At 73.0% G+C, this 15,061-nt stretch carries 14 protein-coding genes; 10 read left to right on the top strand and 4 right to left on the bottom strand.

Going from position 1 to position 15,061, the window contains the following annotated elements:
- Positions 1-222 precede the first annotated feature (222 nt).
- The 3 genes from E1291_RS16470 (at position 223) to E1291_RS16460 (ending at position 2,056) form a co-directional block, all read left to right on the top strand.
- Complete coding sequence (locus tag E1291_RS16470) at positions 223-657, top strand: GtrA family protein (protein WP_242614198.1); 435 nt, start codon at positions 223-225, stop codon at positions 655-657.
- Position 658: 1 nt separating this feature from the next.
- Positions 659-1,534 carry an RNA polymerase sigma factor SigJ gene (sigJ, locus tag E1291_RS16465; RefSeq protein ID WP_131738689.1) on the top strand — a complete coding sequence of 292 codons (876 nt, stop codon included), beginning with the start codon at positions 659-661 and terminating at the stop codon, positions 1,532-1,534.
- 90 nt (positions 1,535-1,624) lie between these two features.
- Positions 1,625-2,056, top strand: a complete 432-nt coding sequence (locus E1291_RS16460; protein ID WP_242614197.1) for a carboxymuconolactone decarboxylase family protein — start codon at positions 1,625-1,627, stop codon at positions 2,054-2,056.
- 229 nt (positions 2,057-2,285) lie between these two features.
- Here the strand turns inward: E1291_RS16460 and E1291_RS16455 are convergent, their stop codons facing one another.
- Positions 2,286-3,155 carry an LLM class F420-dependent oxidoreductase gene (locus tag E1291_RS16455; RefSeq protein WP_131738687.1) on the bottom strand — a complete coding sequence of 290 codons (870 nt, stop codon included), beginning with the start codon at positions 3,153-3,155 and terminating at the stop codon, positions 2,286-2,288.
- A 127-nt stretch (positions 3,156-3,282) separates the two neighbouring features.
- Between E1291_RS16455 and E1291_RS16450 the strand changes: the two genes are divergently transcribed.
- Positions 3,283-3,684 (top strand): MerR family transcriptional regulator, encoded by a 402-nt coding sequence (locus tag E1291_RS16450; RefSeq protein WP_131738686.1) that lies wholly within the window; start codon positions 3,283-3,285, stop codon positions 3,682-3,684.
- Between the two features lie 21 nt (positions 3,685-3,705).
- Here E1291_RS16450 and E1291_RS16445 read toward each other — a convergent pair whose 3' ends face one another.
- Positions 3,706-4,314, bottom strand: coding sequence for a TIGR03086 family metal-binding protein (locus tag E1291_RS16445; protein WP_131738685.1), 609 nt, complete (start codon positions 4,312-4,314; stop codon positions 3,706-3,708).
- Positions 4,315-4,398: 84 nt separating this feature from the next.
- Here E1291_RS16445 and pdxR point away from each other — a divergent pair, with 84 nt between their 5' ends.
- A complete protein-coding gene (gene pdxR, locus E1291_RS16440) occupies positions 4,399-5,817 on the top strand; it encodes a MocR-like pyridoxine biosynthesis transcription factor PdxR (RefSeq protein ID WP_131738684.1) in 1,419 nt (472 codons plus the stop codon).
- Here the strand turns inward: pdxR and E1291_RS16435 are convergent.
- Positions 5,798-7,090, bottom strand: coding sequence for an ABC transporter ATP-binding protein (locus E1291_RS16435; protein ID WP_131738683.1), 1,293 nt, complete (start codon positions 7,088-7,090; stop codon positions 5,798-5,800). The two genes, pdxR and E1291_RS16435, sit on opposite strands and share 20 nt — an antisense overlap.
- Positions 7,091-7,379: 289 nt before the next feature.
- Here E1291_RS16435 and dnaG point away from each other — a divergent pair, with 289 nt between their 5' ends.
- The 5 genes from dnaG (at position 7,380) to efeB (ending at position 13,745) form a co-directional block, all read left to right on the top strand.
- On the top strand, positions 7,380-9,365 hold the full coding sequence (dnaG, locus tag E1291_RS16430; protein WP_131738682.1) for a DNA primase: 1,986 nt from the start codon (positions 7,380-7,382) through the stop codon (positions 9,363-9,365).
- 71 nt (positions 9,366-9,436) lie between these two features.
- On the top strand, positions 9,437-10,582 hold the full coding sequence (rpoD, locus tag E1291_RS16425; protein WP_131738681.1) for an RNA polymerase sigma factor RpoD: 1,146 nt from the start codon (positions 9,437-9,439) through the stop codon (positions 10,580-10,582).
- Positions 10,583-10,705: 123 nt separating this feature from the next.
- Positions 10,706-11,209, top strand: a complete 504-nt coding sequence (locus E1291_RS16420) for a YbjQ family protein (RefSeq protein WP_131738680.1) — start codon at positions 10,706-10,708, stop codon at positions 11,207-11,209.
- A gap of 98 nt (positions 11,210-11,307) precedes the next feature.
- Complete coding sequence (efeO, locus tag E1291_RS16415; protein ID WP_131738679.1) at positions 11,308-12,438, top strand: iron uptake system protein EfeO; 1,131 nt, start codon at positions 11,308-11,310, stop codon at positions 12,436-12,438.
- Positions 12,435-13,745, top strand: a complete 1,311-nt coding sequence (gene efeB / locus E1291_RS16410) for an iron uptake transporter deferrochelatase/peroxidase subunit (RefSeq protein ID WP_131738678.1) — start codon at positions 12,435-12,437, stop codon at positions 13,743-13,745. Before efeO ends, efeB begins: the two co-directional genes overlap by 4 nt.
- Positions 13,746-13,807: 62 nt before the next feature.
- Here the strand turns inward: efeB and E1291_RS16405 are convergent, their stop codons facing one another.
- Positions 13,808-15,055, bottom strand: coding sequence for a molecular chaperone DnaJ (locus E1291_RS16405; RefSeq protein WP_131738677.1), 1,248 nt, complete (start codon positions 15,053-15,055; stop codon positions 13,808-13,810).
- Positions 15,056-15,061: the final 6 nt, after the last annotated feature.

The raw sequence follows: 15,061 nt of genomic DNA, 5'->3' as shown, positions 1-15,061 counted from the left end.
CGCCCCGCCGGGGTCCGGCCGGACGCCGGTGCCGGGCTCCCGGCCGGGCGCCGACCGGGAGCGCTGACCGGGGGCGCTGACCGGGGGCTGACGGGGAGCGCTGACCGGGGGCTGACCGGGAGCGCTGACCGGGCGCCGATCTTTTGGCCGGGTTGTGACCTAGGCATATGTCCTACTCAGGTAAGGTCTGGGCGAGTGAGCACCATGCAGCGGTCAAGACCGATGAAAACGGTCTCGTCCGCCTCGGCGTACCGCACATTCCTCCGCGAACTGCTCAGCTTCGGATTCGTGGGATTCCTCGGCACGCTGATCATGATCTTCGGAGCCAACCTGATGCGCGCCCGGCTCGGCGGGAGCCCGGTCACCAGCGTGGTCGTGCCCGCCGTGGTGTCCACCCTCACCTCCTACCTCGCCAACCGCTTCTGGACCTTCCGGCACCGCGACAGCGACGGCTCCGGCCGCGAGGTAGTGATCTTCTTCGCGCTGAACGGCGTCGGCCTCCTCATCCAGGTGCTGTGCACCGGATTCACCTACTACACCCTGGGCCTGCACGGCGGGGTCGCCTACAACCTCGGCCTCCTCGCGGGGGTCGCCCTCGGCTCGGCGTTCCGCTACTGGTCGTACAAGAAGTGGGTTTTCACCCCGGCGACGGCCTGACGTGGGACGTCTCGAGGACGAGTGGGCCGAGCACCGCCGGGCGGTGTTCGGCGCCGCCTACCGCATCACCGGCAGCGTCGCCGACGCCGAGGACATCGCCCAGGACGTGTGGCTGCGGGCCGCGGCCAAGGAGACCCTGGACGACGTCCGCGACCTGCGCGCCTGGCTCGTCACCGTCGCCGCGCGCCGCGCCTACGACGTGCTCGGCTCCGCCCGCGCCCGGCGCGTCGACTACGTCGGGCCATGGCTGCCCGAACCCCTGCTGACCGGCCCGGACGTCGCCGAGACGGTCCTGGTGGACGACACGGTCGGCACCGCGATGCTGCTGGTGCTGGAGGAGCTGTCGCCGCCCGAGCGCGTCGCGTTCGTCCTGCACCAGGCGTTCGGCGTGCCCTACGAGCAGATCGCCGAGGTGCTGGGCAGGACGCCCGCCGCCTGCCGCCAGCTCTCCTCCCGGGCCCGGCGCAAGGTCGCCGCCGCGGGCCCCGCCCGGCCGGCCCCGCGCGGCGAGCGCGAACGGGTGCTCGCGGCGTTCCGCTCGGCCTACGAGCGCCGCGACGGCGCCGCCCTGCTGGCGCTGCTGGATCCGGACGCGACGTACACCACCGACGGCGACGGCAAGGTCTTCGCCGCCCGCAAGATCATCACCGGGGCGGAGCGGGTCGTGACCGTGCTGATCCGGGTCGCCGAGAGGCACCGGCGGCGGGTCGTGCCCGCCGAGGTGAACGGGGAGCCCGGCCTTCTCTTCCTGGCGCCGGACGGACGGGTCGTGGCCGTCGACACGATGGAGGTCACCGGCGGCCGGATCACCGCCTACCGCCGCGTCGTCAATCCGGACAAGCTCGCGCACCTTCAGGGCACGGCCTCCGTCCGATAGCGCCGGTGCCCGCCGGACCGATCCGGCCGTCACACCGGTCGGGGCTGCGTCGTCTCCCTCCAGACGAAGGGAGAAACCACCATGGCACGCATGCTCTTGCAGGAAGCGACCCCCGAGGTCTACAAGGGGTTCATCGGCATCGCCGGGCTGATCCGGAAGGGCCCGCTCGACCACCGGCTCCAGGAACTGATCAAGATCCGGGCGTCGCAGCTGAACGGCTGCGCCTTCTGCGTCGACATCCACATCGGGGACGCACGGCGGCAGGGAGAGCCCGAGGACCGGATCCACCACCTCACGGTGTGGCGCAAGTCGCACCTCTACGACGAGGCCGAGCGCGCCGCGCTCGCCTACACCGAGGCGGTGACCCGCAGAGAGCCGGTGACCGACGCGATGTGGGACACGCTGCGCGAGCACTTCCCCGACGACCGCGAGCTCGGCGACCTCGTCGCGCTCGTGTCGCTGATCAACGCGCTCAACCTGTTCGGCGTCCCCCTGGACCTGCGTCCACGCGTCCGGGATTGAGTTTATTGCGATCCCGGCCCACTGCGCTCGCTAGCGCTCGCTTCGTGACCGTGCTCGTGCGAGCGCGAATCGCTTCGCGATCTTCCCGGCGGGGGCTCGCCTTCGGCGTCGCCCCCGCCGGTCAGGGCGCGCGCTCGCGTGACCGCTGAGGACCGTTGTGAGACGGGCCCGGTCCAGTTGCCTCGGAACCGTCCCGCGTGCCGGTCGGCGCGCGGGACAGTTCGTGCGGTCAGCGGCCGGTGGGGACGATCTCCGCGGTCTGGGTCAGGGCCTCGCCCAGCACGCCCGCGAGGTCCTGGCCGGTGGACTGGGAGACGATCACGTGGTCGATGCCCGCCTCGGCGAGCCGGCCGACCGTGTCGACGACCGCGTCGACCGAGGGCGTCCCGGGCAGGACCGCCAGCGAGGTCTTCTCGATGTCGGCGTAGTCGCGGCCTTCCCGCTCGCAGTGCTCGCGCAGCACCTCCAGCTTCCGGGGCAGTGTCTCGGGGTCGGAGAGGTTGCAGGCATCGGCGTACTTGGCGACGAACCGCAGCGTCTTCTTCTCACCGCCGCCGCCGACCAGGATCGGTGGATGCGGCCGCCGCACGGCCTGCGGCGAGTTCAGCGGGCGCTCCAGCCGGAAGCGCTCGCCCTCGAACGGCGACTCGTCGCCGCGCCACATCTGCTGAGCGATCCGCAGCGTGTCCTCCAGCTGCTCGAACCGCTCGGCCGTCGGGGGGAAGGGGATGCCGAGCCCCCGCGACTCCTCGTCGTTCCACGCGGCGCCGACGCCGAGCCAGGCCCGGCCGCCCGACAGCACGTCCAGCGTGGTGACCGTCTTCACCAGGATCCCGGGATGCCGGTACGTCACGCCGGTCACCATCGTCCCGAGCGTGATCCGCTCCGTGAGGGCCGCCGCGTAGGCGAGCGCCGAGTAGCCCTCCAGCATCGGCTCCTCGGGCGGGCCGACCTGCCCGATCTGGAAGAAGTGGTCCATCACCCACAGCGAGTGCAGGCCGGCCTGGTCGGCCTCGCGGGCGATCCGGCCGAAGGCGGGGGCGATCCCCTCCGCCCCGCCGGGGAAGGTGAAGCTGGGAACCTGGAGTCCGATGCGCATGGCAGATCCTTCGGGGTCCTCGTCACGAGTGCTGAGGACCACTGTGCGACCTGGAGCGCGCTCCAGGTCAAACGCCACGCGACCACCGCGCCGCCCACGGTGGCGCGCGTGGTGGCAAGGTGGACGGGTGAGCTCTTACTCTCCGTCCGAGACCTCCGATAAGACCGGTTTCAGCATCGACACGCTGCGTTACTACGAGAAGATCGGGCTCCTGCCGGGCATCGCGCGGAACGCCGCGGGACGGCGCGTGTTCAGCGACGACGACCTGCGCTGGCTCGACATGCTGCGGTGCCTGCGGGAGACCGGAATGCCGATCGCCGAGATGCTGCGCTTCACCGAGCTCGCCCGGGGCGGGGCCGGGACCCTTCAGGAGCGGGTCGAGCTGCTCCGGGAGCACGACCGGCGCGTGGAGGAGCAGATCGCCCGGCTGCGCGCCCAGCAGGCGCAGATCCAGTGGAAGATCGGCGTCTACCGGGACGCGGCGCCGGTCTGCCCCTCGATCTGGACGCCGGACTGGGCCCCGGTCTGAGTCGCCCGCCCGATCTTCGCCTCAGGACCAGGACGGCGAGCGGCCGAGCAGGGCGAGCAGCCGGTCCCGCGGCGCGCCGCCCTCCTCGGCGACGGCCGCGCCGAACGACATGCCCGGTCCGCGGCCCGCTGGACCGGGCGGGACGAGCGCGGCCACCGTCAGCGACGCCGTGACGAGTTCGCCGGACGGCTCCCAGGGGGCGCCGATCGCGGCGGCGACATCCCACGCGTGCACGACCAGGTCGACGAAATGGAAGCTGATGGCCAGAGCGGCGGGGAAGCCGCCGCCGTCCCGCACCTCCGGGAGGAGGAACTCCTGGTCCAGGCTCGCCTCGGCGAAGGCGGAGGTGACGAGGTCACCGGAGGCCGTCGCTGCGGCGAGCGGGTCGTCGCCGAGGTCGCCGCCCCGCCAGTTGCCGAGGCGGGCCCCGTCGCCGCGGGCGGCGGCGGCGAACCCTTCGTCCTGGCTCACCTGGTGGCGCAGCAGCCCGTAGAGGGTCCAGTCGGCGCAGGGGGTCGGCGAGGCCAGCGCGTCCGGCCTCACCTGCGCGACGATCGCGAGGTAGAGGTCGAGCGCCTTCCGGTCGAGGGGACGGAAGTCGGTGGCGAGCACTTCGGTCAGCGGGTCCATGGGTCTCACCGTAGGAAGTCCCAGCGGACCAGGTACAGGGCCAAAATTGCGGGAAACGACTGAGCCGATCTAAGGTCGGATCCCGTGGACCTGCACGTCAGCCTCGTGGGCCGCCGTGACCTCGCCGGGCAGATCTACCGGCAGCTGCGCGCGGCGATCCTCGACGGGCGGCTGCGGGCCGGGGAGGCGCTGCCGCCGACCCGCGAGCTGGCGCGGCGGCTGGAGATCTCCCGCAACACGGTCGGTGTCGCCTACGACCGGCTGGCCGCGGAGGGCTTCCTGACGAGCCGGGTCGGCGCCGGGACGTTCGTCCAGGAGGCCGGGCCCGCGCGCCGCGGCGCCCCCTCCGCCTCCCCGCTGCGCCCGCGCCCGGTCTGGGCGGAGATCTCCGCGTGGCCCGCCCCGATGCCCGGGCTGACCTGGGACTTCCGGGCGGGGCTGCCGGACGTGCGGCTGTTCCCCTACGAGTCGTGGCGGCGGATCATGGCGGGCCGGCTGCGGCCCTCGGCGCTGGCCGACCCCGCGGCGGCGGGCGATCCCGCCGGGCTGCCCGAACTGCGCGCCGCCGTCGCCCGGCACGCCGGCGTCTCCCGGTCGGTGCGCGCCGCCCCGGACGACATCGTGATCACGGCGGGGATCCAGCAGGCCCTCGACCTCATCGTCCGGGTGCTGCTGGAACCGGGCGACGTCGTGGCCGTGGAGGACCCCGGGTACCCGCCCGCGCACCTGCTGCTGCGGGCCTCGGGCCTGCGGGTCCGGGGCGTGCCCGTCGACGGCGAGGGCCTGCGGGTGGACGCCCTGCCCGAGGACGCGCGGGCCGTCTACGTCACCCCCTCGCACCAGTTCCCGCTCGGAATGCCGATGTCGCTGCCGAGGAGGCGGGCCCTGCTCGACTGGGCGCGCCGCCGCGACGTGGTGATCGTGGAGGACGACTACGACACCGAGTACCGCTACGGCGGCCGCCCCATCGAGCCGCTGCAGAGCCTCGACGAGGACGGCCGCGTCCTGTACACCGGGACCTTCTCCAAGACCATGCGGCCGGTTCTGCGGCTGGGGTTCCTCGTCGCGCCGCCCGCGCTGCACCGGGCGTTCCGGATGGCGCGCTACGTCTCGTCCTGGCACGCCGACGTGCCGGCGCAGGCCGCGCTGGCCCGGTTCATCGACGAGGGCCTGCTGGTCCGGCATCTCCGCCGGTCGCGCCGCGAGTACCAGGCCCGGCACGAGCGCGTCGCCGAGCTGCTCGCGGACCGGTTCGCGGGCCGGCTGGCGGTCGTCCCGTCCGCGGTGGGCCTGCACCTGAGCGCCCTGCTCCCGGCGGGCACCGACGACGCCGCGCTGGTCCGCCGCGCCCGCGAGGAGGGCGTCGGGCTGTTCGCGCTGTCGGAGTTCGCCGTGACGGGGCCGCGCGCGCCGGGGCTGGTGTTCGGCTACGGGGCCGTGCGGCGCGAGGAGATCGAGCCGGGGCTGCGCCGGCTCGAGCGGGTCATCGGCGGACGGGCGTGACGCGCCGGCCGGCCGTGTCGAACAGCAGCAGCCGGTCGAGGTCCACGGTCAGCGCGACCCGGTCGCCGCGGTCGGGGCGGTCGCCGGAGCCGATGCGGAAGATCAGGTCGGAACGGCGATGGTGGCCGGCGTGGTGCTCGGCCGGAACCGGCTCGTCCGCACCGGCGGAACGGCCCAGCGCCGTCGTGACCAGCGCGCCCAGCCGGGCGCCCAGCCCGGCGCGCTCCGGGGCCGGCGGCTCGGGCGGCACCACCCGCCCCACTTCGTTCACGTCGGCCGTGGGGATGCCCGCCTCGGCATAGGCCAGCCACTCGTGGCCGTGGAACTCCAGCGCCCGCACCTGGCCCGTCAGCACGGCGCCCGCGGCCGCCGGCTCGCCCTCGGCGATCGGCATCAGGATGTCCGGGCGGATGCCCACGATCACCTGCAGCCCGTGCAGGCTGATCAGCGCGGCCGCGCGCGGGTCGTCCCACGGCAGCATCAGCCGCTGCGGGCCGAGGTCGAGCAGCAGCCCCTCGCCCTCGACGGCCCACACGGTCGCCAGCAGCAGGTTGATCGGCGGCGAGCTGAGGAAGGCCGCGACGAACACCGTGCCCGGGTCCTGGTAGAGCTGCTCGGGCGTGCCGACGTCCTCCAGGACGCCGTCGCGCAGCACCGCCATGCGGTCGGCCATCGTCATCGCCTCGACCTGGTCGTGCGTGACGTAGACGGTGGTGGTGCCGGTGGAGCGGACCAGCGCGGCGATCTCCACCCGCAGCTCGGTGCGCAGCCCGGCGTCCAGGCTGGACAGCGGCTCGTCCATCAGGAACAGCGACGGCTCGCGCACCAGCGCCCGGCCGATCGCGGCCCGCTGCCGCTGCCCGCCCGACAGCGTCCGCGGCAGCCGGTCGATCATGGTGTTCAGGCCGAGCGCGCGGGCCAGCTCGACGACCTTCGACGACGCCTCGGCGCGGTCGTCGCCCGACACCTCCAGCGGGAACATCATGTTGCCCTTGACCGTGCGGTGCGGGTAGAGCGCGCCCTCCTGGAAGACCATCGCCACGTTCCGGTCGCGCGGCGCCAGGTCGTTCGCGACCGCCCCGTTCAGCCACAGCTCGCCCGCGGTGATCTCCTCCAGGCCCGCGATCATGCGCAGGATGGTGGACTTGCCGCACCCCGACGGCCCGAGCAGGACGAACAGCTCACCGGCGTTGATCCGCAATCGGACGTCCCGGACGGCGACATGCCCGCCCGGATAGACCTTGTCGACGCCGTCGAGCACAACATCCGTCATCGGAGCCGCCTGGGGGTGGGCAAAATCTCGGGTGCGCCATCTCATCGCGCAACGCCCCGTTTGTCCAGTGCTCACCTGGGACTACTCCTCATTGACTCCACGGAGAGCGACCAGTCGGGGACAGTTCGGGACAGAGGTCCCCATATTGGCGGCCGAAGCCCGCTCGGGGGACGGTCCACGGCGAACCCGTCCCGATCGGGGACCACGGTGGGCGCCCTGCCGGGCGGGACCGAGCCGGGTCGTGGAGTGATGCCCCGGATGTCCCCGCCCCGCCGTAGACTCCTTCGTCGTGGCAGGCCGGATTCGCAATGAGGACATCGCGCTCGTACGGGAGCGGTCGTCCATCGCCGACGTCATCGGCGAGTACCTGCAGCTGCGCGGTGCGGGCGGCGGGAACCTCAAGGGCCTGTGCCCCTTCCACGACGAGAAGTCGCCCTCGTTCAACGTGACCCCCTCGCGGGGCCTGTACTTCTGCTTCGGCTGCGAGGCCGGCGGCGACGTCATCAAGTTCGTCCAGGAGATCGAGCACCTGTCGTTCTCCGAGGCCGTGGAGCGGCTCGCCGCCCAGGCCGGGGTCCAGCTCCGCTACGAGGACGGCGGGGGGCGCGGCCCCCGGCAGGACGGCGGGCAGCGCGCCCGGCTCGTCGAGGCGCACAAGGCCGCCGCCGAGTACTACACCGAGCGGCTCGCCTCGCCCGAGGGCGCCATCGGCCGCACGTTCCTGTCCGAGCGCGGGTTCGAGGCGGCCGACGCCGCCCGGTTCGGGGTCGGGTTCGCCCCCCGCGAGTGGGAGGGCCTCGTCCGGCACCTGCGCGGCCGCGGGTTCGCCGACCGCGACCTGGTCGCCGGCGGGCTGGCCAAGGAGGGCCGGCGCGGCCCCATGGACCGCTTCCGCGGCCGGCTGATGTGGCCGATCCGCGACCTGAGCGGCGACGTCATCGGCTTCGGCGCGCGCCGTCTCTACGAGGACGACGACGGCCCCAAGTACCTGAACACCCCCGAGTCGCCGCTGTTCCACAAGGGCGCGGTGCTGTACGGGGCCGACCTGGCCAAGAAGGAGATCGCGCGGCGGCGGCAGGCCGTGGTGGTCGAGGGCTACACCGACGTGATGGCCTGCCACCTGGCGGGCGTCCCCACGGCGATCGCGACGTGCGGGACGGCGTTCGGCGACGACCACATCAAGGTGCTGCGCCGCCTCCTGATGGACCAGGACGAGTTCCGCGGCGAGGTGATCTTCACCTTCGACGGCGACTCGGCCGGCCAGAAGGCGGCGCTGCGCGCCTTCGCCGACGAGCAGAAGTTCGTCACGCAGACGTTCGTGGCCGTGCAGCCCGACGGCCTGGACCCGTGCGACCTGCGCATCCGGCACGGCGACGCGGCCGTCCGCGACCTGGTCGCCGCGCGGCTGCCGCTGTTCGAGTTCGCGGTGCGCAGCGCGATCGCCCAGCACGACCTCGACACCGCCGAGGGACGGCTCGGCGCGCTGGACGCGGCGGCGCCCGTCGTCGCCGCCATCAAGGACCGCGCGCTCCGCCAGATGTACGCCGTCAGCCTGGACCGCTGGCTCGGCATCATGGACGAGCAGTTCGTGCTGCGCCGCGTCCGCGACCTGGCGGCCCGGCAGCACGCCCGGCAGCAGGGGCGCGGCGGCAACGGACCCGGTGCCCACGGACGCGGCGGCGACGGACGCGGCGACGGCCGGGGCGGTGGCGCGGCGAACGGGCGCGAGGCCGGAGGCGGGCTCCGGGACGGCGCCCCGTCCGGCTCGAACGGCGGTGCGCGGCGGCCGGGCCACGACCCGAACGACCCGGAGGTGCAGCGCGAGCGCGAGCTGCTCAAGCTGGCCGTGCAGCGTCCGGCGGTGCTCGGGCCGGGCTTCGACGAGGTCCCGCCGGAGGCGTTCATCGCCGCGCCGCACGCCGCGGTGCGCGCGGTGATCGCCGAGGTGGGGGGCGTCACGGCGGCGGGCGGTGTCGCCGAGTGGGTCGCGCTGCTCCTGGAGGGCGCGCCGAACGACCAGGTCAGGGACCTGATCACCAAACTCGGTGTCGAACCGGTGCGGTCGGCCCAGGAATCGGATGACCGTTATGCCGTGGAACTGCTGGCCCGAATACAGGAGCGGCAGCTCACCCGCATGATCTCGGACGCCAAATCTAAACTCGGGCGGCTGAATCCGGTCGAGGCGCCCGAGGAGTACAACCGGCTCTTCGGCGATCTTGTCGCGCTTGAGCAGCAGCGACGGGTGTTGCGTGAGCGAGGCCTTGGGGCCCAGTAAGTCACGGGACCGCAAAATAGGTCCTGTGATCTAGCCCCTATTTGACGCAAACTGTCTGCGTGGGCCCTTCGGTGCTGCCTAGCGAGGCGCCATCGGTTGATCAGGTGGCGGACCTCGTCGCACGTGGCAGAGAACGCGGCGGTGTGACCGTCGACGACGTCGCTGCCGCGCTCGATCGCTCGGACTTGCCGGACGACTCCCTGGAGAGGGTCGTCCGGATGCTCGCAGAGCAGGGGGTGGAGGTCCTCGAATCTCAGCAGGAGACCGAGGACGTCGCGCGAGCGGATGAGGGAGACCTCGGCAAGCGGGCGCCGACGAGCGACCTGGTTCGGATCTATCTGAGAGAGATCGGTCGCGTACCGCTCCTCACGGCAGAAGATGAGGTAGAACTCGCGAAATCGATCGAGGCGGGACTGTTCGCCGAGGAGAAGATGGCGCACGTGGCCATCCTCGCCCGCGGCGAGCGCATCGACCTCGAACTGCTCGCCCGTGAGGGGGTACGGGCGAAGCAACGCCTGATCGAGGCCAATCTGCGGCTGGTGGTCTCGATCGCCAAACGCTACGTGGGCCGGGGAATGCTCTTCCTCGACCTGATCCAGGAGGGAAATCTCGGACTCATCCGTGCGGTCGAGAAGTTCGACTACACGAAGGGGTTCAAGTTCTCCACCTACGCCACCTGGTGGATCCGCCAGGCGATCACCCGGGCGATCGCCGACCAGGCCCGGACGATCCGGATCCCGGTGCACATGGTGGAGACGATCAACAAGCTGGTGCGCGTGCAGCGCCAGCTCCACCAGGACCTCGGCCGCGAGCCGTCCCCCGACGAGATCGGCCTGGAGATGGGCCTGTCGCCCGTCCGGGTCGTGGAGATCCAGCGCATCGCCCAGGAACCGGTGTCGCTGCAGTCGCCGATCGGTGAGGAGGACTCCGACCTCGGCGACTTCATCGAGGACGCGGACGCCGTCGTGCCGATCGAGGCCGCGGCGTTCATCCTGCTGCAGGACCAGCTGGAGGACATTCTCGGCACGCTGTCGGACCGCGAGCAGCGGATCATCCAGCTGCGCTTCGGCCTGACCGACGGCCATCCGCGGACCCTGGAGGAGGTCGGCAGGGAGTTCGGCGTGACCCGCGAGCGGATCCGCCAGATCGAGTCCAAGACGCTGGCCAAGCTGCGCCACCCGTCCCGCGCGCAGATGCTCCGCGAGTACCTGGAGTAGCGGGGCGGAGGACGACGCGGAAGCGGCCGTCCCCGGCCCGCCCGGGAGGGCGGCCGGCGGCCGCTTTCCGTCATCGCGGCATATCGTCGCATTTCGTCGGCCCGGTGGATTACCGTGGTCGGCATGCTGATCGTGACGACTGAGGGCCTGGCGGGGTACGAGATCCGCAGTGTGCTCGGCGAGGTCCTGGGGACGGCCGTCCAGACCGATCAGGGCAGGGCGGCGCAGCAGCACGGGCACCCGGGGAGCAGCGCGACCTTCCGCATGACCGGTGAGCAGCCCGGTGCCGGTCTGGCCGCGGCGCGCCGCGAGGCGATGGAGCGGCTCGCCGAGGACGCGCGCCGCAAGGGCGCCAACACCGTCGTCGGCATGCGCTTCGACACGGCGGCGCTCGGCGGCGGGTTCGAGGTGTGCGCGTACGGCACCGCGGTGTGGGCGGAGCGCGCGGGCCAGGCGCAGCAGGGGCCGCAGCACCCGCATCCCCAGCAGGGGCACGGCCAGCAGGGACAGGGGCAACACGGGCAGGGTCAGCACGGGCAGCTTCCCCCTTACGGCGACCCCTCACCGGGCGGGCCGCCGATGGCCGCGCGCAACCTGACGATCGGGCTCCATGATCGGCCGCGCTGACGTGGCATGACTCACTGTCGCGGGGGCGACTTGACGTACTCAGGTTAGCTTTGGCTAATTTAGGCGAGCCTAACCATTGTGTCCGTCCTGGAGTCCCCATGCGCCGTGTCCCCGTGCTCGCCCTCAGCGGCGTCGCCGCCGTGTCGATGTCCCTTCTCACGGCGTGTGGCGGTGATGGGGGCAAGGCCGACGCCGCGGACGCCATCGCCGTGACCGCCGGCGACGACAAGTGCGAGGTCGCCAAGAAGGACCTCAGCGCCGGCAAGAACACCTTCAAGGTCACCAACAAGGGCTCGAAGGTCAACGAGTTCGAGGTCCTCAAGGCGGACGGCAAGATCCTCGCCGAGCGGGAGAACATCGGCCCCGGCACCAGCGTCGACTTCGTGGTGAACCTGCCCGCCGGCGCCTACAAGCTGCTGTGCAGCGCCGGCCAGACCGGCAAGGGCCCGAGCCAGGACGTGACGGTCAGCGGCCAGGCGACGGGCGGCGACCAGCGCCTCGCCAAGGCCGCCGCCGACTACAAGACCTACGTCATCGCCAACGTCGACGACACGATCGCCAAGACGCGCCAGTTCGTCGACGCGGTGAAGAAGAACGACGTCGCGAAGGCCAAGGAGCTGTACGCGCCGTCCCGCCTCGGCTGGGAGAGCATCGAGCCCGTCGCCGAGAAGTTCGGCGACATCGACCCGAAGGTGGACGCCCGCGAGGCCGACCTGAAGCCCGAGGAGCTCAAGGACTGGTCCGGCTGGCACCTGCTGGAGAAGGCCCTCTGGAAGGACGGGTCGGTCAAGGGCAAGGAGGGGTACGGCGACCGCCTCGTCCAGGACCTGGAGGTCCTGAAGTCGCGGCTGCCCGGCCTCACCCTCGACCCGGTGAACGACATGGCCGCCGGGGCGAAGGAACTGCTGGACGAGGTCGCCACCGGCAAGGTCACCGGCGAGGAGGAGGCGTTCAGCCACACCGACCTCGTCGACTTCAAGGGCAACGTGGACGGCGCCAGGAAGGTGTACGACCTGCTCAAGCCGGTCGTCCAGGAGAAGGACGCCCAGCTCGCCAAGGACCTCGACGACAACTTCGCCGCCGTCGAGACGCTCCTGAAGAAGTACGAGAAGGGCGACGGGTACGTCTCCTACGACACGGTCGGCAAGGGCGACCGCAAGGAACTCGCCGACGCGGTGAACGCGCTGGGCGAGCCGCTGTCGAAGCTCGCGGGAGTGGTGGCGAAATGACCGAAGCCGGTTCTGAGGAGCGGGAGGGCCCGCGCGCGCAGGAGCCCGCGGACCCCGTACGGGAGCCCGCGGACGCGGCGCGCCGGCCCGGCGGGCTGTCGCGGCGCCGGATGCTCGGCTTCTCCGGCGCGAGCCTGCTGGTCGGCGCGGCGGCCGGGGCGGGGCTGGACCGCGTCGCCTCCGCCGAGGACGACGACGCGGCGGGCTCCTCCGTGGCCTTCCACGGCCCCCACCAGGCGGGCATCGCCACTCCCGTGCAGGACCGGCTGCACTTCGCCGCGTTCGACGTGACCACCGGCGACCGGGCGAAGCTCGTCCGGATGCTCAAGGAATGGACCGCCGCGGCGGCCGCCATGACCACCGGGCGCCCGGTCGGGCAGGGCGCGACCGGCGGGCCCGCGGTGGCGCCGCCCGACGACACCGGCGAGGCCGAGGGGCTGCCGCCGTCCCGGCTCACGCTGACGGTCGGCTTCGGCCCGACGCTGTTCGAGAAGGACGGCAGGGACCGGTTCGGCCTGCGGGCCCGCCGCCCGGCCGCGCTGGTCGACCTGCCGCACTTCCCCGGCGACAACCTCGACGCCGACCGCAGCGGCGGCGACATCGTCGTGCAGGCGTGCGCGGACGATCCGCAGGTGGCGGTGCACGCCATCCGCAACCTGGCGCGCATCGGGTTCGGCGTGGTCGGCGTCCGCTGGTCCCAGCTCGGCTTCGGCAAGACGTCCTCGACGACGCCGGAGGCGCAGACGCCCCGCAACCTCTTCGGGTTCAAGGACGGCACGGAGAACATCGCGGGGACCGACGCGGGTCTCCTGGACGCGCACGTCTGGGCGGCCGCGGCCGACGGCGCGGACTGGATGGCCGGCGGCTCCTACCTCGTGGCGCGCCGCATCCGGATGCACATCGAGACGTGGGACCGCACGTCCCTGCGCGAGCAGCAGGACATCTTCGGCCGTGACAAGGGGGAAGGCGCACCCGCCGGCGGTGGCAAGGAGCGCGACAAGGTCGTCCTGGCCCGGATGAAGCCGGACGCGCACGTCCGCCTCGCCCACCCCGACTCCAACGGCGGCGCGCGCATCCTGCGCCGCGGCTACTCCTTCACCGACGGCTCGGACGGGCTGGGACGGCTGGAGGCGGGCCTGTTCTTCATCGCCTTCCAGCGCGACCCCCGCACGGGCTTCATCCGCATCCAGCAGTCGCTGGCCAAGGACGCGATGAACGAGTACATCCAGCATGTGGGGTCGGGTGTGTTCGCGTGCCCGCCGGGCGTCCGCGAGGGCGGTTACTGGGGCGAGACCCTGTTCGGCTGATGGTCCGCCACGCGGCCCCTCGGACCGGGCCCGCTCCCGCGGCCCGGCCCGTCGCGGGGGCCTCAGCCGTGCCCGGCGCGCTCGGCGCGGATGCGCGCCACCACATCGCCCGCGACGGTCTTGATGGAGTCGAGTTCTTGCAGGTAGGACCAGTAGTCGGGGTGAGCTCCGGTGAGCAGTGCCGGGGCCCTTTCGAGCCGCTCGACCAGGGCGTCCAGATCCCGGACGTGCCGCGGCGCCGGACCTCCCGGCTGGGCCATCGCGAGCCGCTGGGCGTCCCGGACCGCGAACCGGACGGCCTCCACCGGCGCGTCCGGGTCGGCCGCGACCGCCTGGAGCTCGGCGACCCGCCCGGTGACCTGCCCGGCGCGCCGGTCGGCGGCGTTCAGCTCGGTGCGCGCGGCGGTGAGCGCCCGCTGCGCCGGCCCCCATTCGGCCCGCGTGGTGTGCGCCGACGCCTCCTCCAGCCGCTCCCGGGCCCGGCCGACGCCCGCCTCGATCGCCTCGGGGGCGCCCCGCAGGTCCTGCCAGCAGGACTGGGCGTAGCCGCGCAGCAGCGCCTTCATCGCCTGCCTGACCGGCTCCGCGCGGTTCGCGACGACGTCCACCCTGGTCCGGACGGAGGCGAGGGAGTTGCGGACCTTCTCGGCCATCCGGGGGAGCTCCTCGGCGGACTCGCGGGCCCGCTCGGCCGCCGCGCGGACCTCCTCGGCCTGGCGCATCGCGCCGTCCAGGCCGAGCCCGCCCAGCCCCTGGGAACCGAGCACGCCGAGAGCCCGCCTGGCCCGGTCCAGCTCGGCCTCCGGTTCGGTCGCGTCCATCCCGGCGGCGCGCGCGGCGGCCACGGCGGCGTCGGCGGCGGCGACGGCGTCGCGCGCGGCCGTCAGCCGCGGCGGCAGCCGGTCGAGCGCCGCCTCCAGCCGCGCCATCCGCGGCGCGAGCCGCTCGGCGAAGCCGTTGAGGCTCCCCGTGGCCTGCTGGAGCCGCTCGGTGACCGCCACGAACGCGCGGCGGGCGGAGTCGTACTCGGCGGCCGTCCGCTCCGGGTCGTCCGGGTCGTGGGCGTCCAGCACGGAGATGTAGGCCACCGACGCGGCGTCGGCGGCCTCGGCCAGCCCGGCGAACTCGCGCCGGGCGGGAGCCGCCGCGGTGCCGTCGAGATCCTCGAACACCGTGACACGGCCCTCCAGGAACTTCTGTGCCTGGTCCATGTCGTAGAACGCGGCGGCCGCCGCCTCCCGCGCCTCGACCGCCGCCGCGGCGGCCTGCGCGCCCCTGCCACGCCGCCGCTGGTCGCCCCCTCCGCGCAACGCGAC

The organism is Actinomadura roseirufa (assembly GCF_900659635.1).
Classification (GTDB): domain Bacteria; phylum Actinomycetota; class Actinomycetes; order Streptosporangiales; family Streptosporangiaceae; genus Spirillospora; species Spirillospora roseirufa.
Note: the sequence above shows the minus strand (reverse complement) of the source record. Positions and strands in the feature narration are given on the sequence as shown.